Genomic DNA, 19,516 nt, shown 5'->3' with positions numbered 1-19,516 from the left:
TATGCTGTTCATTCCCTGTAACAGTGGCCATTTACTTTAATCAGTTCATGGTGAGGGATTTTTTGCTGAACCGGGTAATTTTCTTATAAACTGTAGTTTTTAATTCTACATTGGAAACCCTTTAAAAAGCAACTTATGAGAAAGAAAAAAAAAGAATTTCAAAAATGAGAATAAAGGTGATATCCTCTTAAGTTAAGAGGTAATATTTGTCAGGAACAGGGGGGTATTTCAATAATAAGGAGAGTAAAATGTTTTCGTTTGTAAAAAGACTTGTTCCTTCAAAGGTCAAGACAAAACTGTTGTCGGCACTGGGGATTCTCATTACGGCGATCATCGCTATTCCCGTGGGATTGTCCTATAAAAATACGGTTGATAACGCAGTCTCAAAGGCTGAACAGTCGCTGCAATATTCCATAATGCAGATCCGTGATAAAATTGTAACTGAAAAGATTAAAGAGTTGCAACTTATAGCCCATACTGTAGCAGCTATGCCATCGATTCAGGACAATTTAATGTACCAGGCCAGAGAGGATCTGCAGAATGTGACGGCACCTCTTTTCAAGGAACTGAAAAAAAAGGTTGATTTGAATGTCTTTCACTTTCATACTCCACCGGCCACATCATTTCTGCGGCTGCAGAAACCGGAAAAATATGGAGACGATCTTTCAAGTTTCAGAAAAACAGTTGTCCAGGCCAATAAAACAGGAAAAGATGCCGTGGGTATCGAAGTGGGGCGTGCCGGACTGTCGGTGAGGGCAGTTGTTCCGGTGAAATACCTGGGACGTAAACATGCGGGAACGGTTGAATTTGGAGCCCCTATAAACGATCACCTTGTGAAGGAAATCAAAAAACTGTTCGGGCGGGATATTTCAGTTGTTGTGCCGGATGGTGACGGATTTAAATACCAGGCCAAAACCCATTCCTTGACTATCCCTGCAAAAAAATATCCTTTCCTGCGAAAAATACTGCAAAAAGCAGATGATACCGTCACCGTTCAACGGGTAAAAAAGAACGGCTCAGAATTTATCACAGCTTATCTCCCTCTTTTTGACTATTCAGGAAAAGCCGTTGGTATTCTGGCAGTTCCTGAGGAGATCGGCGGAGTTCTGGCAGCTGCCAAGAAAAACGCACTTGTCCTGGTCGCCATTGGTTTCGGTGTGCTTGTACTTATTCAGGGTTTTGTTTACTATCTTTTTTCCAGGTTCATTGATCAGCCTATAAAAAAATATATAACTTTTCTTGAATCAGCCAGCCGCGGAGATCTCACCGGGCAGGTTGAAACCGGGGCTATTGCCCATCTGAACTGCTCAGAGAAAATGCAGTGCGGAAAAGAGGACTGTTCAATGTATGGTAAGGAAGGTTTTTGCTGGGAGGAGGCCGGCTCTGCCGCTGAACATATTCAGTGTCCGAAAATCACAAGTGGTGAGTATTCTTCCTGCAGTGAGTGTAAAGGGGTGTTTAAGCTTGCGGTAAGGGACGAATTCTCCGAGCTCAGTGCCTATATGCATGCCTTTGTGTCGAATGTTCGTAAACTGGTAGGGGATGTCAACAAAAGCAGTCACAGTCTCAGTGACTCATCGGATGGTCTTGTGCAGCTCTCTGAACAATTTGATACCAGTTCAAGAGATACGGCAAAACGTGCTGAGACTGTAGCAGTTGCCTCTGAGGAAATGAGTTCAAATATGAATTCGGTTTCAGCAGCTACTGAAGAAGCAGCGGCAAATGTCAACGTGATGACCACCGCAACTGAAGAAATCAGTTCAACTGTCGGTGAAATACAGCAGTCGACCCTGAATGCCAAGGGAATTACAGGGGATGCTGTGACTCAGGCTGCAGATATCGTGAAAACTGTCGACGCCCTTGGCAGTGCCGCCCAGGATATCGGCAAGGTGACGGAGACAATTACCGAAATTTCGGGGCAGACAAACCTGCTGGCCCTGAATGCGACTATTGAGGCGGCCAGGGCCGGAGAAGCCGGAAAAGGATTTGCTGTTGTTGCCAATGAGATCAAGGATCTGGCAAAGCAGACTGCAGAAGCTACGGGTGAGATCAAGGAACGCATTGAGGGGATCCAGGGATCCACCGAGCTTACTGTCAGCGGAATAAGAAAAATAAGTGATATTATAACGGAAATAGATACAATCGTTTCGGGAATAGCAGTTGCACTGGAAGAACAGACGGCCACCATGTCAGAACTGACCACTAATATAGTTCAAGCTGGAGAGGGAATTGGCGAGGTGTCGGAGAATGTCGCCCAGAGTTCTGTGGTGGCCCAGGAAATTTCTTCTGACATATCCCAGGTAACCCGGGCGGCAAATGAGATTTCGGACGGTTCTGGAGGTGTGCGGAAAAATGCCGAAGAACTACGAAGGCTGGCTGTTGATCTGAGGAATCTGATTGAAAAATATAAAGTTTAGCCGGTATTTCTTACCTCATTGGGGGGGAAGATTTAAATATTTGTTAAAATTTCTGCATAGTGTATTGCTTCCAGGTACATTTCATAGACCGATGCCAGGGGGACATTGATAGCGTCCAATGCCTCAAGGCACCGGTCTTTTTTATTTTGTTCATATGCAATTGCTGCCTGCAGATACGGGCCGAGCGGACCGTCCCCATGTACCAGGGCTCTTTTTAATTCTTTGGAAAGAGGGAGTTTGTACGTGATGACTTTTATCGGGTAATCAAGCATGGCAGGAAGAAGAGAGAACAGTCCAAGCATAAACAGCTCTGCATGCGCAACATTGTCAGGCGATTTTTCTCCTAAAAGGGAGCAGAATTTTGCCCTGACTGCAGCCAGTCGCACAAGTTCGACCGGTTTATCTCCTGAAATCTCCGAGATAATCAGAAGATTGATAAAACTCCTGATTTCTTTCTCGCCAAGATACGCCACAGCCTGTACTATGGATTTTACTTTACTCAGTCGGTAGAAATAGGCAGAGTTGACATATCGAAGCAGTTTGTAGGAGAGGGAGACATCGGCTTCAATGATTTCTGCCAGTCGTTCTGTTTGAACGTCTTTACGGTTAATCTCCGTGAGGACATGAAAAAGACTTGTTTTGACAGGGGCAATTTCCTTAATTCTAATTTTTTCCGGAGTGGCAAAGAAAAAACCCTGGAAATAGGAAAATCCAAGCTCCAGAGCTTTACCGAACTCTGCGTGGGTTTCAACTTTTTCGGCCAGAAATTTAAGTTTGTACCTGGAAAGGATAGAGAGGGTCTCTTGGATGGTGTCAACCGGAGTTAATCTGAAATCAATTTTGATAATATCTGCAAGTTCGATCAATGGTTTAAGGTTTTCTGCGTAGACAAAGTCATCCATGGCCAGGGTATATCCCTGTTCTTTCAGGTTTCTGCATACGGTTATAACTTCCTCAGTGGGCTGGACATCTTCGAGAATCTCAACGACGATCTTTGTTTGCGGGAAAACCGCGGGAATATTTTTTATCAGAAGTTCCTGGGTAAAATTAATAAAACAGGGTTTATTGTTGCTGATAGTTTCCAGCCCTTCCGTCAGAAAAGCTCCGGTGAGCAAACTGGATGTAGCCTGATCGCCATCGAAACCCGGCTGTCCCGCCATCAGTTTGCCCCTGTAAAGGAGTTCGTAGGCAAAAAGACGTTTATGCTGGTTCAGTATGGGTTGCCTTGCTATAAAGGTATCCATTTCATGTCCGTTATTATGACGTCATAAATGGGTCTGCTGATTGAAATCCTATTCAATCAACAGACTCGGAAATGCACTTGCTGATTTGCAAAATTCCAGGACCCCAAGCCGGAAAGTTGAAGATTTCATATTGATTGTATCACTTCTTTGTTTGAGAATATAATTATTTTTCATGGGAATGAAAAATGGACAAAAACCGTAAGGTTAATCATGATTTTCTGCTGGAACTGGCGTCAGCGCGTATGCCGTTTGGCAGATACAGGGGAAGGTTGCTGATTGACCTCCCGGAACCCTATGTTGTCTGGTTTGCACGGCAGGGATTTCCACAGGGCAGGCTCGGGGATATGATGAAAACAATATATGAAATAAAGGCCAATGGTCTGGAGTATCTTTTTGAACCGTTAAGGAAAAATTCAGGTTAGGCAGTGTCGTGTATTTCTCCTTCTATTTTTGCAATAACCAGGGTTATGTCGTCCTGCTGCGGAACGGACTGCCGAAATATTTTGATTTCATCCGTTATTTTCCGGGTAATCTCTTTTGAATTAAGATGGCTGTGGTTTGCCAGGAGGGTTTTTACCCTTTCTTTTCCAAAGGATTCTCCCAGTTCATTTTCCGCTTCCCAGACACCGTCACTGCCGATCAGGATGATCTGGGGTGCCTGTTTTAACGGGATACTGTTTTCTTCGTATTGAAAATCCGGGTCAATTCCAAGGGCAAGACCTCTCCCCTTGAGTTCGGAGAAATGACCGGTCCCGGGGTGATAGATGATAGTGGGGTCATGGCCGCATCTCACCCAGTCCAGGGTCTTTTTCTGCCTGTTGACAAGGAGGTGAAAAAGGGTGATAAAATTCCCTGATTCTGCCGTATCTCTGCAGAGAAGACGGTTGACATCATTGATGACTGTTTCAGGAGTACCGGACAGGGAGAGACGACAGCGCATGAGAGAGCGGATGGTGGCCATCAGCAGGGCGGCACCGATTCCGTGGCCCACCACATCCCCCACGATGATGTTGACTGTTTCTTTCTGCTCCTGATGGGGAAGGAGATCGAAATAATCCCCTCCGGTTTCATCACAGTAGAGACTGACGCCATAGACGTCCATGTGTTCTGAAGAAAAACTTGAATGTGGAAGCAGGTTCTGCTGCACTTCCCTGGCCAGGTTCATGGCATGTTGCAGGCGCAGACGTTCCTGCAGTTGTCTGCTCATTGTGTTGAAGTTCTGTGTCAGTTCTCCGACTTCGTCACGACTCGTTATACGGAGTTCTTCACCAAAGTGACCATGGGCCAACCTGTTGGCCGCTTCTGAAAGCCTGCGGATAGCCCTTGTGGTTTTGCCTGTTGCAGAACGGATCAGGAGCAGGGCAAACAGTATGCCCGCACCGCTCACCCAGAAAAAAGTTTTCCTGAATTGAATTATCGGCTGCAGGGCTTTATCACCGGGTGTGATCACGACCATAGTCCACGGAGCTTCCCTTAACCGGTAGTAACCGCTGACTTCTTCCGGGGCATTCCCGGTCCGAAGAGGGTGCCTGATTCATTGGTTCGCAAGGCCTCAAGAGTTCTCTGTTCCAGTAACCCGTGTTCACCGAATCGGGGTTTTTGATGGTTTTTCTCTTCCAGTTTTTCAAAGGAAGTGCGGGTAAGAATATTGCCGTTCTGGTCCACCAGAAAAGCCCGGTTGTTTTTCCACCAGGAACCACTGACTATCTGGTCGATGAGATCATAGAAGGAAATTATGACCTTGATGTGGCCGATTTTTCTGTTCTTTTTGTCTCTGAATTCGGTGACAAGCGAGATCGTTTCGTTTTTAAATTCTGTGTTATAGGAAGGCGGGGTGACTTCAAGGTGTTTCATCCTCGAATAATGCATATGCGGGCCATCCCAGTCTTCGACTGGAAACAGTTTTTCATTTTCACTTCCCTTCCATTCCAGGTTGACCTGAACCACTCCATCCATTTTCCGCAGCTGATCCAGGATAAACTGGCCGACATTCTGATCAATCCTGATTCCGTTTTCTTCCCTGAAAAGCCGGAGAACTCTTTTGGGAGTATTCAGCCGCATATCAATATAGTGAGCCGATTGCTGCAGTCTCGCTATGGCCGTCTGTTTCCACTGTTCCAGCAGAGCATCACGAATCAGCATCATGCTGATGCCTCCCATGGTCACGAGAATGACGAGGGTTGGCAATAAAATATAGTAAGTTGTCCTCTGGTGGAGTGATGTGGGTGAAAGAATGGAAAATCGTTTTTTAGTATTCATCTGATATTTATTGCGTAAAGAAGAAATGAACATATTATACATGAATTGGTCGTGAGGCAACAGCAGGCGGTGAAATCTTACAGGTAGCCCGCATTTCTCATGAACATTATGTCAATTTTGAGATTAGCTGTAGAATACAAATAATTAGCCAACTATCAGTAGTCGAACAAAATTGACACAATGTTCACCCAAGGTCAGCCCAGGCGACGCCATCTTCTGCAATATTTCAACAGTAAATATAGGCCACTATTATTTACTCTTGAAAATTTTGTAGCTGACGCCGCCTGAACTGATGAAAAATGCGGGGTAGTTCACAAGGCACCCATATGGAACAAAAAGAGGTTACATTTCAGACAGGACGGGTTCTGCTTATCTCGATCTGTCATTTTATTCATGATGTCTATTCAAGTTTTCTGGCCCCGCTTCTGCCGTTTATTATAGAAAAATTTTCCCTCTCCCTTACCCAGGCGGGATTTCTCACCACAGCCATGCAGATTCCGGCCCTGCTGAATCCCATGATCGGCAAACTGGCGGACAGGACAAGCTTCAGGTATTTTATTATTCTGGCTCCGGTATTGACCGCCGTACCCATGTCTCTTCTGGGGTTGGCTCCCAACTACGGCGTGTTGATGATACTGCTCTTTGTTACCGGTATCAGTGTTTCTCTGTTCCATGTGCCGGCACCCACCATGGTTTACCGGGTGTCGGGGGCAAAAACCGGCAGGGGGATGAGTTTCTATATGACAGGAGGGGAACTTGCCAGGACAGTTGGGCCTCTGGCAATTACCGCAGCCGTGGCGCTTCTTGGTTTTGACAACTACTATCCCATCATGGTCGCCGGTATCTTTGCTTCAACGATCATGTATTTCAAGCTGAAGGACATCCCCGTTGCTCCAAAACAGAAAAAAAGTGTCTCCATACGGGAAACCTGCAGGAGGATGCAATCTCTGCTGCTCCCCCTTTCGGCCATTGTGGTGGTGCGCGGTTTTATGCACGGTTCTCTGGCAGCTTTCCTGCCCCTTTATATTATTCAGAAAACAAATGATGTCTGGTTGGCCGGACTTTCCCTGTCTGTGCTGGAGGCGGCAGGAGTGGTTGGGGTCCTGACAATCGGTACCTTGAGTGACAGGTTCGGACGAAAAAGAATGCTGCTTCTTTCCCTTGTGCTGGCGCCGATTTTTCTCCTGCTTTTTGTCTACTCCAATGGGTGGTTTCGCTTTCCTGTTCTTATTGTCACCGGTTTTTTTCTTCTCTCTACAACACCGGTCATGCTGGCCATGATCCAGGAATATTCGGTGGACGGATCCTCATCGGCAAACGGAGTTTTCATGATGATTTCCTTTCTTGCCCGCTCCGCGACAGTGGTCCTGATAGGATTTATTGCCGATCATCTGGGACTTGAAAAAACCTATCTTCTCTGCAGTGGTATCGGTTTTCTGGGTATCCCGTTTATTTTGAAACTGCCCGGGAAAGGAGAAAAGAGTGAAGAGTTGTTTGAAGTGCCCACAAATGCGGGTTAATCATTGACGTACTCTTTTCTGGCCATTTTAGAAACCTCCTTTGTGAGTCTCAGTACTTTTTCCGCCAGTTTCGGAGAAAGGGATCCTGTCCCGCAGGAGGGGGCAATGAGGGTCTGTTTCACCAGCTGTTTTTTACCCAAACCGAAATCAGCCAGTACCCGGAGCTGTTGTCGCCATTTGTCAAAGAGCTGGTCACCGGTGATTTCTTCCAGAACCTGAGAATTTCCGGTGGGGACGATACCCCAGGCAAGAAGACCACCCCGGTTTAAAAAACCGGTAAGCTGCTCACGGAATAAAATAAAATTTTCAAAATAAAAATAGGCGTCAAAACTGATGATATCCGCGTTAGACAGCAGAGGGGGACCCCAGTCACCGTTGGCGCAGATATGAATACCGGCAAGGCCTCCGCCATCCTGTATTCCCGCTATCACTTCATCAACGCTGTCGGAGACCATCTCTTTTGAGATGCCCATGAAACCGCTGGAGCCAAAACTGACGATGGCCGGTTCGTCAATAAAGATAATTGGTGGAATTTCTGAGGAATGTTTTCTGAATTGCTCAACCTGCCATCGGCCTTTCAAGGCCAGCAGTTTAACCAGCATGTCCCTGAGATTGTCATCGTAAAATATGGATCGACCATCCTGGTCGGTGATACCTGAACCTGTCGTCACCGGGCCCGTGACCTGGCCCTTCAAGGCAAGAAAAGAATGATGGGAAATGGCGTCAAGAAAGGTGAAAAAACCTTGCGCTGTATCTTTTCCCAGGCTGAACCGGGAGTTTTCCAGAGACTCCGGCTCCGCTTCCACCCGCATATAATCCTCGTAGAAAGCGACCATTTCTTCTTCGAAAGAATCATTGCTGGTATCAATCCAGCAGCGATTATCATTTTCCTGGAGACCCGGAAAGCCGGTAAGAAACTGACGGACCATGCCCTCTTTCGGCAGTTTGGGCAGTTGCGGCCAGAGGGGAATCTCCGGGGTATGGGCCAGAATCAGACGAACCGCTTCTTCATGGTCGGTAACCGGCAGGCTGCCGATCAGGATGGGCAGGCACCCGGGGTTAAAGTGGGAGTTCATTTTCATCCTTTTCCATAAATCTGGCTCTTCCTCTGCACACCAGGGTGTCATTCACCCGGATTTCTGATTTCAAATGGTAAAGAGGCGGAAGAGAGGCAGTCAGCCACGCCTTGATCGACAGTATACTGTCATATTTGACCGGCTGCAGGAAGCGGACTTTCAGTTCCCCCGTCATCGCCTTGATATTGAGGTGAAGGAGACAGTTGGCCATGGCCGTATCAAGGAGGGAGGAGAGCACGCCTCCGTGGAGGATTCCGGAATAGCCCTGGAGAGTGATGTTGCCTTTGAATCGGCTTGACACCGAAAGATCGTTGTGTTGTTGAAAGGTAAGGCCGAAGGAGAGGGGATTCCTGTTCCCGCACATGAGGCAGTTACTGTGACTTTCCCGGGCATCGGCAAACTGAATGTGATTCATTTGTCTGTGGTGTATCCAGATGTTGATTTTTCTTGTTTTTCTGTCTCTAAGAATGTGTTTTAAAAACTATAATTCTTTCTTAGCAGGGAGTTGATAGATATTAAATATAGCATATGCACAGATTAACTCTACCAAATTTCAATTATCTGATGAAATACTGGATTAATCGCGTATGGTCCATCTGCAACTTCAAGTTCATACAGTCAGCGTCTCCTGTACAGCACGACCGAGCTGGTGGATGCTGTAGGGCTTGCGGATGAACAGACCTGCGCCCATGGCCTGTGTTCTTGTAACATTGTCACTTTTAGAAAAACCGCTCACGATGACCGCTTTCAGCCCCGGTTGCAGCTGAATGAGTTGTTCATAGGTCTGCATTCCGTCCAGCTCCGGGTCCAGAATCATGTCCAGTATCACCATGTCTGTCTGCCGGTTTTCCAGAAACTGCATGGCTTCTTTGCCTGATGCGACTGTATCCACTCTGTATCCCAGGACGAGAAGCATTTCTCTGCAGATATCGCGTTGTTGAGGTTCGTCATCGATCACCAGAATGTGTTCTCCATTCCCTCTCAGCTTCTCTGCATCCAGTTTACGGGGACGGGCCGGTGCTTTCCGATGTGTGGCGGGGAAATAGAGGGTGAAGGTAGTTCCCTTTTCACTGCTGTCCACCTCAATGGTTCCTCCATGATCCTGTACACTGTTCCAGACGATGGAAAGTCCCAGGCCGGTACCACTCGTCCCCATGGTTTTTTTAGTATAGAAGGGTTCAAAAATATGGGGAAGAAATTCCCCGGGTATGCCGGGGCCGTTGTCCGAAATAGTCAGAACAACGTATTCTCCTTTTTTGATGAAGTGCTTTCTGGAGAATGGTGCATCCATATAACAATTTGAAGTGGAAATGGTAATACTCCCGTTTTCTCCAATGGCTTCAGCAGAATTGGCGATGAGGTTCATCAGGCATTTTTTTATATGCAGTTGTGAGCAGAATATGTTGAGGAGTTCGGGCTCCAGTTTTGTGGTGCATTGTATGGACGGGTATTGCTCTGCTATTTTACTGAATTCCAGTGAGTCCAGATATTCATTGATGATGGTGTTCAGATTTGCAGGTTCTTTGACTGCGGCAATACCTCTGGCCACGGTAAGCAGATCAGCCACGACTTCTGCCGCTCGCAGACCGGCCTGCCTGATTGTTTCCAGAGGTTTTCGCAGTTCGCTTTCCTTTGATAGTCCCATGATCAGGAGTTCCGGATAGGAAACTACCCCGGAGAGAATATTGTTCAGATCGTGAGCCACACTTCCAGCCATGGTACCGATTGCCTCCATTTTCATGGAACGGTGCAGCTTTTTTTCCATTTCCTTTTCCCTGCTGGCATCGGTAAAGAAAATGAAATGGTATGATTCTTCTTCGTATTGAAATGAACTGATGTATGTTTCGGTGGGGAATGTTGATCCGTCTTTTCTTGTAAATACAGCCTGTTTTGAAATTGATTGTCTCACCTTGAGGATCTGCTGCAGCTTCTCCCAGGTTTCCTGTGTCTGTTCCTTGTCAAAATCAATGATGGACAGTTTCATCATCTCTTCTCTGCTGTATCCGAGCATCTCTGCCGCTGCCCTGTTGGCCTGGATAAATGTTGTCCTGGTCAGCTCGGGATGGGGAGTAAGCCAGCAGATGGGAAAAGCACAGGCATCGACGGCCTGCTGGGTCAACAGAAGGGCCGTCTGGGTCTGTTTGAGGAGATTCGTCTGCCGGATGATTTCACTGTTCTGCTGTTTGAGTTTCCTGTTATATCTTTTCAGGGTGTAAGAGTGGTAGATTAATCCAAGAAAAACAACTGATACTCCTGCAAGAATACGCCAGATGAGAGTGTAGTCGGTACCGCTTTCGACTGTAACTGAAATCCATCTGTTAATAATCTGCTGTCTATTTGTGTCGTTGATGCTTCCAATAGCCTTATTGAAAATGGAGAGCAACAGGGGGGAGTCATTTCGACTGGCAATGCCGAGCTTCCACTGTTCGTTGAATTTTCCTGCTATCTTTAACTCGCCTGTATAGTTCTGCCGGATGGCGTGACTGACTGTAACCAGGGTGCCGATATAGCCATACAGCTGCCTGTCTGCGACCATCTGCAAGCCTTCATTAATGGAGGAAACAGTTACAATGTCCAGTGTCGGATATCTGTCTCGCAGAAGTTCACCGAACGCGTACCCTTTGACCACTCCCATCTTCTTATTCGTAAGCGTAGTGATATCATTTACAAAAGGAGTGATCGTCCTGGTAGCCAGAACCAGTGGAATCTCAAGATAGGGTTCACTGAAATACATGTAGGTGCGACGTTCCGGGGTGGACATGGCCAAGGAAAAAATGTCGCATTTGCGTGATTTGGCAAAACGGATGCTCTCAGACCAATTCTTCGTGGGAACCAGGGTGATGGGGATCCCTATTTTGTTGGAGAGTAATTTAATAAAATCAGCCGCAATTCCGATATGTCTGCCATTTTTAATTTTTTCCAGGGGAAACCAGTCGGGGTCGACACACATGGTGATCGTATTTTTTTCATACAGGTATGTCTGCTCTTCTCTGGAAAAACTGATATGTTTTTTCTCCTGTGTTTCTGCATTGAGCCATTTTATATACAGGTTCTGCAATTCTTCGTCGGTAAACATTGTCATAGCCTTATCGAGAATACTCATGAGAACCGGATTGTTCCTGTTTACAGCCAGATGGTGGGGAGCTGAGGGGAAGATCGTGTTGTTGGAAACAGGAGTATTTTTTACTTCGGAGATAAGATGTTTTCGGGCCAGGAAAGAGAAAACTGCATGGGCTCCGATTGCCGCATCCACCTGCCCGGCAATAACCTGTCTCATGCTGTCAAGAAGACTGTCGGTGAGGAGAAGTGTGATATCCGGGTAATAGCGACGAAGGAGCTCCTCCTGGGAGTATCCCTTTACAACAGCCAGGGTTTTCCCCCGGAGACCCTCAAGGTCAACATGCTGATTGTTGTTCTTGAGAGTGAGCAGGCTGTTGAGAACATCAAAAACAGGTTGTTTTGAAAACAGAAATTGTTTTGACCGATCGGGGGTAATCGTCATGTTACTTATGAAGTCGATTTCTCCTGACTGCAGCATTCTAACAAATTCTACCCAGCTGTGGTTGGTTACAAAATCCAGTTTTATGTTGATTTTTTTTGCCAGCAGTCGCAGGTAATCGTTAACGAATCCTTTCGCTGTATTTCCTTCGGTAAAATTATAGGGTGCCCAGTCTCTGGCACATTGTACTTTCAGTACCCGGTGGGTCATGAGATAACTGTGTTCTTCGCTGGTAAACTGTATCTGTGGGTCGGGGAGTGAAGCTGCAGGAACTGTCGTTGTTCCCTGGGCGGACGACAGAATAAAAAACAGCAGAAGAGTGAGAAAAAGAATGTTTTTCCAATACGACATTTAATCGTCCATGAAAAGGGAAATATGGCTGGTGTGGTTTTTCGCCCTGTTTAAAGATTATGTCACAGTGAGTGGAAATAGGCAAATGCTCTGGAATCGGGAGCATCTGGCCCAGCGGGCGGCATAACTATTCCATATCCTGTCCAAGGAGAGATCGGATGCTGTCAGTACTCCATGGTCGTTCAATTAATGTTTCGGGATCCCATTCACTTCTTGGTGTATCCGGGGAAAAAATATCGCCTCCATAGATGTGGAAGGCAGAGGTTGTTCGCGCAAGCGGGTTGAAAACAGAATGTATGGCATGGGTTCCCAGGACGGCGATATCTCCTGCACCAAGGGACTGTACCCCGGCAGTTTCAATGGTTGTTCCCGCTCTCTGCCAGAAAATGTTGTTTTCTCTCCCGGAATAAACGCCGATTATGGCAAACATGTTATGATTGTGTGGAAGCAGGCTCATGCGGGACGGCCAGGCATAATGGATGATGGTGAGCCTGGCTGACCTGTATAATGGTACAATTCCCAACTGCTGAAATGCTTTATGTTCTGAAATGGCAGCGGTGTTGTCCGAGATTGTTTTTTGTACGACTTCCCTGATGGCATCCGGTTCTTCCCGGGCACTGTTCAGACAATCCTGGATAAACTGATCGGTATCAAACACGAAGCAAATCTCCCCTTTATTTGTATGGGTATTCAAATTTATTGTTGTACTGTCGGCCAGGCAGCAGCAGGTGAAAACTGCCGTTTGACCCGGCGGGAAACATGGATCAGTTCCTGGGGTTATTGTTGAGATGTCGATTTGATTCTCATGCCAAATTCTGCATGGATACTTGGAACCAAAAGGGTCGGTTTTGTCGGCGGAGAACTGTTCTGTCCTCGAAAATCCATATCGATGAAAAACATGTCAGTATCGTGGTTGTTATCCTGCATGGAGACTGTTGTCTGACTGATAACCGGTTTCCTGTTATTTTTCAATATGACTTCCCGGGAAAAATGAAAAACAGTCTGCCGCTCCCCCATGACGGCAAAAAGAGCCCTGTTTCCGTCCACCAGAGCTGACTGGAGAACTGTCAATTTCCGGTTCATGTACTGTAATGTGACCCGATCGGATGCGGGTTGAATGACACGGATATAGTATTCCCGGTCCGACTCGTTTGGTTGTCTCTTGAGAAATAACATTTTCTTCAGGTTGGCTTCCCGGGCCAGCCTGGCTTGATACGTTTCTTTTTTTACAAGAATTATCTGTTTGTCAGCACTTGAAAAATTATGTGTCTGTACCCATCCGTCCTTCACTGCCCTCAGGCGCATGGCAGGTGGTCCCCTGAAATCAATTGAGTATTTTCCGGATTTATCTGTTCTGGCAGGCTGGGAGCAAAAGCTTTTATCCCATACAAGACCGCCGTTTGTCCAACTCCATCCTGAATAACAGGCGATTACCGAAACCCCTGGGATGACTTCTCCGTTTTCGTCTTTTACCACACCCTGCAAGTTGCGATGTTCATATTCACAACCGGACGAAAACAGTATCAGACAGCAGAGCGAAAATGTAAGACCAGTGCGCTTCATCGATTCTCGTCAGTTACAGATGAGTGATGTCTGAGCAGAAAGGTGAGAATACTTTCCATGGTTCTGTTTATCGCACGGAAGCGTTCCGGGTCTGTGGCAAGTATCTCCTGCTCATTCTGTATGTATCGTGCGGGAACCAGTTCATCTCTGCAGTTGGAGACTATTTCCCGGGCTGATTCCGGAGTGGTTTCCAGATGAAACTGCAATGCGATGACCGATTCTCCCAGTTGAAATGCCTGGTGTCTGCAGCCTTTGCTGTGGGCAAGGCAGACTGCGCCGTCAGGCAGGTCAAAAGTGTCACCATGCCAGTGAAAAACCTCAAGTGATGGCGGAAAAGTGAACAGGGAACTCCCAGGTACTGTTGTTCCGTGAATCGGGAACCAGCCGATTTCTTTTTCGGGGCCGGGGTAGACCTCTGCGCCCATTGCAGACGCAATGAGCTGTGCACCGAGGCAGATTCCCAGGACAGGTTTTCCGGATTTGATGAACTCGGCAATAAACGTTTTTTCAGCAGCAAGCCATGGAAACCTGTCCTCGTCGTAAACTCCCATGGGTCCGCCCATTACTATGAGCAGGTCAATTCCATCCGGTTTCGGCAGCATTGCCGAGTTAAAAAACAGAGTTCCAGTGACCTCGCAACCGGCATCTTCCAGCCAGGGTTTTATGCTCCCGAGACCCTCAAATGGAACATGCTGAAAATAATGTGCGCGCATAATGTCTCCAGGAAAAGGTGTCTGTTGCAGCTGACTTTTACAGCCGGTTATGCCTGCTTATCCGGGCAGCCGATCAGATAGGTTATGTTTATACCGAGAACACCGGATTTCTGTTTTCCAATCTCCCATGAATAGTTCTCTGTCTTGATCGGGGAGACAAGATCTCTCAATTCTGCAACGGAATATGTCCGTAGATCAGAGATGACTCCGTCCCACATGATCAGCAGTGGTGTAACAGGAATAATATAAGTCCAGAACAGTCTCGACAGTTTAAATGGTGTTATGAAAGGGGTAAAGAGGAGAACCATCAGGGGAATCCCCAGCAGAGCAGAAAGAATAGCGGGCAGACTGTGCTCCGTAAACTCAAAAATACCGATAGCCCTGCCTTTTTCCGCGGCATCCTGGAGAATTTTTCTGGCCGGTTCGGGGTGAAAGTGATGCAGGCCGGTAAAGATGGTTCTCATGCCATCATATTTTTCGGGAACATCTGTGGCATCAACAGAATCGCGGGAAAAACTGATTCTGCCACCTGAATCCGCTGAAATACGTTCAAAAGAAGCCAGGTTGGGGTATTTGTCCGTAAGAACAACATCGATCCTGTCAGTATGTCTAAGCAGGTGAGACCAGGGCCCGGAAGCTCCGGAACACAAGTCTACAATACTGTCAGAACCGGTTTTTGACAGCACCTTTTCAATACTGGGTATTACACCATCATAAATCCTGAAAGTTCTGGCAATAAACTGTAGATATTCAGTGATCATGTTCCTGAATATAATTGGACACCATGGTTGATCGTTTATTTCAAAAGCGTGGATTCTTTTCATTGCGACAGTCTATACCCAATTCGTTTGCCGATCATTCATCAAACGAGCCTGTAGAAAAACCACCAATAATACAGTAATTTTCACAGGTTGAATTTCCAAAAATTTCAATACCGTTTTCAAGCAAATTATCTCAGATAATCTGGTAATTATTTCTCAAAAATAACATCAAAAAGCAGTCTGGTTGTCCATTGCTCTCCTGTTTATATCCACTGCCTTCATATCCTGACAATTTACACGAAACCTGTTCCATATGCATGCACCTTTTTCAGGTTATGGATTATACAGAACAGGTTCCATTGGATGTTTATCTTTTTTTTGGATCTCAGGGTAAATCTGTCCAGGCCGATTATGGAGCGGATATGGGCAAATGGTGGTTCACCAATGCCTAAACCGGATTTCTCATCAGTTCAGGCGACGTCAGGTTCAAAGTTCTCGGAGTCTTCACTTACCGGGCAGTGAATTATGGTGATCTATATTTACTGCCAAAATAGTGTAGAAAATGGCGTCACCTGGACTGACTTTGGGTGAACATTGTGTAAATTTTTCTGGGTCACTGATAATTGTCTCATTGTTTGTGCTCTACAGTTATTCTCAAAATTGACACAATGTTCATGAGAACTGCGGGTTAGGCCCGTGGTTAAAGCCACCGTCTTTCAGACGTTTCACTTTCAGACGGCGGTCGTTTAGTTGAATATACACGAAAATTCGTCGAAGACCTGCGGTCAGGTTAATTGGCTTGTTCGCTTTCTATTATTTCCATGAGCCCACTAAAGCCATAAATAGCAGGCCTTCTTCCTTTTGCTGGAGAGATTATTTTTACAATATCATGCTCCATAAGATTTTTGAGAATTCTTGCAGCGTGCGGCTTGGATAAGCCTGACTCTTTTGTGAAATCAGGTGTTTGAAACATGATTTTTGAAAAAAGAAAATCCTGAATCTGGATTGAAGCCCTTGATTTTGTAACCTGCTGAATTGTATACTTAAGTTCTTCGTATAAATTTGCTACCAGCTTTGCCCGTTTTGTATTGGTTTCAGCTTGAGCAATTATCCCCAAAAGGAAATATTTAATCCAATTGTTCCAATCTCCTTTCTCTGTGATACTCCGCAATTTGCGATAATATTCTTTTCTATTTTTCTCAAAAAATTCACTAATATACAATGATGGATATTTAAGAAGTTCTTTCTCTTTCAAAAACAAAGGGATTAGAATTCTGCCAACCCTGCCATTGCCATCCAAAAACGGATGGATAATTTCAAATTGTGCGTGAATGATTGCTAACTGAACAAGCCTGTCTTTTTCGTCGTAGTGGCAATATTTCTCCCAATTTGACAGGTGGATAAGCAAATTTTCAGGTGATGGTGGAACAAATGAAGCAGTTTTAATTGTAGACCCTGGTGGGCCAATCCAATTTTGGATTTTTCTGAATTCTCCACGGGATTTGCTTGCACCCCTAACGCCTTTGAGTAATATGGCATGAATTTCTCTGATAAGATTTAAGCAGATAGGGCGTTTGGCGAGCTCAAACTCTGCATATTTTAATGCCTCCCGATAATTTATGACTTCTTCTATGTCGTTATAATTATTTTTGATTCTTTTAGGAGCAGCTTCGTATTCAAGTATGTCGCTGAAAGATGCCTGTGTACCCTCAATACGGGACGACAAGACAGCCTCTTGTGTCATGAGAGGACTCAAAAATATTATAGGATTTCGTATGGTTTTAAGAAGTCCGTTGAAATTTGCCAAAGATGTATTTGCTTTTATAATGCTTGGCAGCAGGTCTTCCCAAGCAACATTCTGGAGTGGTAATTCAGGGGGTATGAAAGGTTTGGTCATAATTATTTCCGTATCTTTTTGATTCATATTAAGATACAGAATATCTTTTGTCAATCATTCATGATACGCAAAATCGTTACAGGCTCGTTTGGTAAGCGAACGAGCCTGTAAAAAAACCATCTAAAATTCTGCAATTCGACAGGGGACTCTGTTTTCCGGGATACTGATTTCCTGGTCAGCCGAACCGCCCTGGTACGCGGTCCGTATGCCGGGTGGTGTGGGGCTCCTCAGCAATGGGGAGTTCTATCCCGATTAGCCGATATATTCCGTGAGCAGTCCAGCATTTTTTGCGGCTTTCAATTGCCTTTTATCGGCAGTAGCAAATAACTCTGCCTGCCATTCTAATGCACTGGCAACATGCAATGCATCCATGGCTCGCAGAATATTGTTTTCCAATAATCTTACCGAACGTGAAATCACAGCAGGAGTCACCTGAAGTACAATTGCATCATGCACGTCTTCCAACAATTGTTTTTTGATTTTGCGATAATCATTTTGCGATAAGACTTGTTCTCTCCGTCTTCGATTCAGTCCGGAAATTATTTCGGGCACCAAGATCGTACACAATGCTAACTGTGACGCTTTTTGCAAAAGCTCCTCTACAATATCGCTGCCGTCCTCTAACACATATCTTTTGGCAAAAGCGGATGAATCGACAAAGAGTTTCATGATTCAGACTCACGTTCTTCCAAAATGGCTGATGATAGATCGCTCCCTTGAATTTGCAAACGAATGCCTGACCGTTTCCAAGATGGCGTTTGTCGTGCCCTATCGGAGAAGGGAATTACTTCAGCAATAGGCTTTCCACGTCGTAAGAGCACTATACTTTCACCATGCTCCACTTCTGTAAGAAAGACAGACGCCTTTTTTCTAAAATCTGTGAATGTCACTGTTTTCATAATATACCCTCCTTGAATGCACATCTAACTGTACACTTGAGAGGGCATGTTGTCAAGACATTTTCTCAAGGCCAACGAGTCTGTAGGACAAGTATCCCGGTATTGCAAGCATCTATTTGTGTGTGCCGGGCACGGCACATGTTCTTAAAAGTGAGTCAAGTGTAATGTAGTATCAGGCACTTGGCAAGTCTTAAACCCAACCGGATGGAGGTGAAGGGTATAGCGGTAGGCAAGGGAGTATTGGTGACAATGCTTCTGGAGGAAGCCGCCTGAAATATTAGGTACCGCGAAAGTGCGGGGTGACGAACAGGAATCGGGTATAAGGCGCATACGTCGGGACGAGTCTGCACAACAAGATAAAGTCCTCTATCCATTATAAGGCGTATCCGTAAACCCGGCATTCACGCACTGAAAGACATGTGTTTACCCCGGGAGGTCTCCTGAGTGCCGCTTGAGAAGTCGCGTGCGACGGAATTTCGGCTGAGAGACGGGCGACCGCCTCTGATCGCTCACGGAGAAGTCAGCAGAGGGCATAGTAGCTGGTGAAACGAGCTTGGTGAAACCGAAAGCCGAGAGGACTCACACCAGTCAAGGCCCGAACGGTGCCTGAAGAAAAAAAAATCTTCAGGTAAATGATAATGATAAGTAGGAGGTGTGTACTTGTGAATGGATCGCCACAGCAGATGGAACTATTTGCAGCGTCACGGGCAGCCGAACGTCTGGGAAGAAGTGACCGGTTAATGGAGGCTATGCTCGAACGTGGTAACCTCATCCGGGCATGGGAAAGGGTCTGTGGGAACAAGGGTGCCCCGGTGTTGACGGAATGAAAACCGATCAGCTCCGTGATCACCTTAAAACCCACTGGCCAAAGATCAAACAAGACTTGCTCAAGGGGGCATTTAAACCGCAGCCGGTTAAAAGGAAAGAAATTCCCAAGCCGGATGGCGGTGTTCGTTTACTTGGCATCCCCACGGTGTTGGACAGATTTATCCAGCAGGCCATATCCCAGGTACTGGGACGAATATGGGAACCCTTCTTTTCTGAAAACAGTTATGGATTCAGGCCGGGCAGAACTGCCCACCAGGCGGTAATGCAAGGGAAGGACTATATGGTTGATGGCTACACCTATGTCGTTGATATGGATCTCTCCAAGTTCTTCGACCGGGTAAATCATGACCGACTCATGAGCCGACTGGCAGAGCGCATCAAGGATAAACGCGTACTCAAACTGATACGCGGATATTTGAGATGTGGAGTAATGATCGAAGGTGACGCCGTTCACTCCGAAGAGGGAACTCCTCAGGGTGGGTTATGCAA

Annotated in this window: 17 protein-coding genes and 1 pseudogene; 4 read left to right on the top strand and 14 right to left on the bottom strand. The window is 46.1% G+C overall.

Features of this window, described 5'->3' with window-relative positions; all coding sequences use genetic code 11:
- The first annotated feature begins 248 nt into the window (after positions 1-248).
- Positions 249-2,417, top strand: coding sequence for a methyl-accepting chemotaxis protein (locus tag LO777_RS11545; RefSeq protein ID WP_228854050.1), 2,169 nt, complete (start codon positions 249-251; stop codon positions 2,415-2,417).
- 32 nt (positions 2,418-2,449) lie between these two features.
- Here the strand turns inward: LO777_RS11545 and LO777_RS11540 are convergent, their stop codons facing one another.
- Complete coding sequence (locus LO777_RS11540; RefSeq protein ID WP_228854049.1) at positions 2,450-3,661, bottom strand: EAL and HDOD domain-containing protein; 1,212 nt, start codon at positions 3,659-3,661, stop codon at positions 2,450-2,452.
- 185 nt (positions 3,662-3,846) lie between these two features.
- On the opposite strand from LO777_RS11540, the gene LO777_RS11535 reads away from it, so the two are divergent.
- Positions 3,847-4,083 carry a DUF3820 family protein gene (locus LO777_RS11535; RefSeq protein WP_228854048.1) on the top strand — a complete coding sequence of 79 codons (237 nt, stop codon included), beginning with the start codon at positions 3,847-3,849 and terminating at the stop codon, positions 4,081-4,083.
- On the opposite strand, the gene LO777_RS11530 is transcribed toward LO777_RS11535, so the two are convergent.
- Entirely contained in the window at positions 4,080-5,117 is a 1,038-nt protein-coding gene (locus tag LO777_RS11530) for a PP2C family protein-serine/threonine phosphatase (RefSeq protein WP_228854047.1), read from the bottom strand. The two genes, LO777_RS11535 and LO777_RS11530, sit on opposite strands and share 4 nt — an antisense overlap.
- A 17-nt stretch (positions 5,118-5,134) precedes the next feature.
- The gene (locus tag LO777_RS11525; protein WP_228854046.1) at positions 5,135-5,920 is read right to left on the bottom strand and encodes a hypothetical protein; all 786 of its coding nucleotides are present in this window, start codon (positions 5,918-5,920) and stop codon (positions 5,135-5,137) included.
- Between the two features lie 326 nt (positions 5,921-6,246).
- Here LO777_RS11525 and LO777_RS11520 point away from each other — a divergent pair, with 326 nt between their 5' ends.
- On the top strand, positions 6,247-7,440 hold the full coding sequence (locus LO777_RS11520) for an MFS transporter (RefSeq protein ID WP_228854045.1): 1,194 nt from the start codon (positions 6,247-6,249) through the stop codon (positions 7,438-7,440).
- On the opposite strand, the gene LO777_RS11515 is transcribed toward LO777_RS11520, so the two are convergent.
- The 11 genes from LO777_RS11515 to LO777_RS11465 form a co-directional block, all read right to left on the bottom strand.
- Positions 7,437-8,522 (bottom strand): uroporphyrinogen decarboxylase/cobalamine-independent methonine synthase family protein, encoded by a 1,086-nt coding sequence (locus LO777_RS11515; RefSeq protein WP_228854044.1) that lies wholly within the window; start codon positions 8,520-8,522, stop codon positions 7,437-7,439. The genes LO777_RS11520 and LO777_RS11515 overlap by 4 nt on opposite strands.
- Positions 8,500-8,931 carry a PaaI family thioesterase gene (locus LO777_RS11510; RefSeq protein WP_228854043.1) on the bottom strand — a complete coding sequence of 144 codons (432 nt, stop codon included), beginning with the start codon at positions 8,929-8,931 and terminating at the stop codon, positions 8,500-8,502. The genes LO777_RS11515 and LO777_RS11510 overlap by 23 nt, the downstream gene beginning before the upstream one ends.
- Before the next feature lie 195 nt (positions 8,932-9,126).
- Positions 9,127-12,366, bottom strand: coding sequence for a transporter substrate-binding domain-containing protein (locus LO777_RS11505; protein WP_228854042.1), 3,240 nt, complete (start codon positions 12,364-12,366; stop codon positions 9,127-9,129).
- Positions 12,367-12,493: 127 nt separating this feature from the next.
- Positions 12,494-13,024, bottom strand: coding sequence for a hypothetical protein (locus tag LO777_RS11500; protein WP_228854041.1), 531 nt, complete (start codon positions 13,022-13,024; stop codon positions 12,494-12,496).
- A gap of 119 nt (positions 13,025-13,143) precedes the next feature.
- On the bottom strand, positions 13,144-13,929 hold the full coding sequence (locus LO777_RS11495) for a carboxypeptidase-like regulatory domain-containing protein (protein WP_228854040.1): 786 nt from the start codon (positions 13,927-13,929) through the stop codon (positions 13,144-13,146).
- Positions 13,926-14,642, bottom strand: a complete 717-nt coding sequence (locus LO777_RS11490; protein WP_228854039.1) for a type 1 glutamine amidotransferase — start codon at positions 14,640-14,642, stop codon at positions 13,926-13,928. The genes LO777_RS11495 and LO777_RS11490 overlap by 4 nt, the downstream gene beginning before the upstream one ends.
- Before the next feature lie 47 nt (positions 14,643-14,689).
- The gene (locus tag LO777_RS11485) at positions 14,690-15,466 is read right to left on the bottom strand and encodes a class I SAM-dependent methyltransferase (protein WP_228854038.1); all 777 of its coding nucleotides are present in this window, start codon (positions 15,464-15,466) and stop codon (positions 14,690-14,692) included.
- Between the two features lie 230 nt (positions 15,467-15,696).
- Entirely contained in the window at positions 15,697-15,849 is a 153-nt protein-coding gene (locus tag LO777_RS20110) for a transposase (RefSeq protein ID WP_268907572.1), read from the bottom strand.
- 344 nt (positions 15,850-16,193) lie between these two features.
- Entirely contained in the window at positions 16,194-17,300 is a 1,107-nt protein-coding gene (locus LO777_RS11475) for a Fic family protein (protein WP_228854037.1), read from the bottom strand.
- A gap of 252 nt (positions 17,301-17,552) precedes the next feature.
- Positions 17,553-17,969 (bottom strand): type II toxin-antitoxin system VapC family toxin, encoded by a 417-nt coding sequence (locus LO777_RS11470; protein ID WP_228854036.1) that lies wholly within the window; start codon positions 17,967-17,969, stop codon positions 17,553-17,555.
- A complete protein-coding gene (locus tag LO777_RS11465) occupies positions 17,966-18,199 on the bottom strand; it encodes a type II toxin-antitoxin system Phd/YefM family antitoxin (protein ID WP_228854035.1) in 234 nt (77 codons plus the stop codon). Before LO777_RS11465 ends, LO777_RS11470 begins: the two co-directional genes overlap by 4 nt.
- Positions 18,200-18,882: 683 nt before the next feature.
- Here LO777_RS11465 and LO777_RS11455 point away from each other — a divergent pair.
- Positions 18,883-19,508 (top strand): annotated as a pseudogene (locus LO777_RS11455) (reverse transcriptase domain-containing protein); the annotation flags it as partial.
- Positions 19,509-19,516: the final 8 nt, after the last annotated feature.

The organism is Desulfomarina profundi (genome assembly GCF_019703855.1).
Taxonomy (GTDB): Bacteria; Desulfobacterota; Desulfobulbia; order Desulfobulbales; family Desulfocapsaceae; genus Desulfomarina; species Desulfomarina profundi.
Note: the sequence above shows the minus strand (reverse complement) of the source record. Positions and strands in the feature narration are given on the sequence as shown.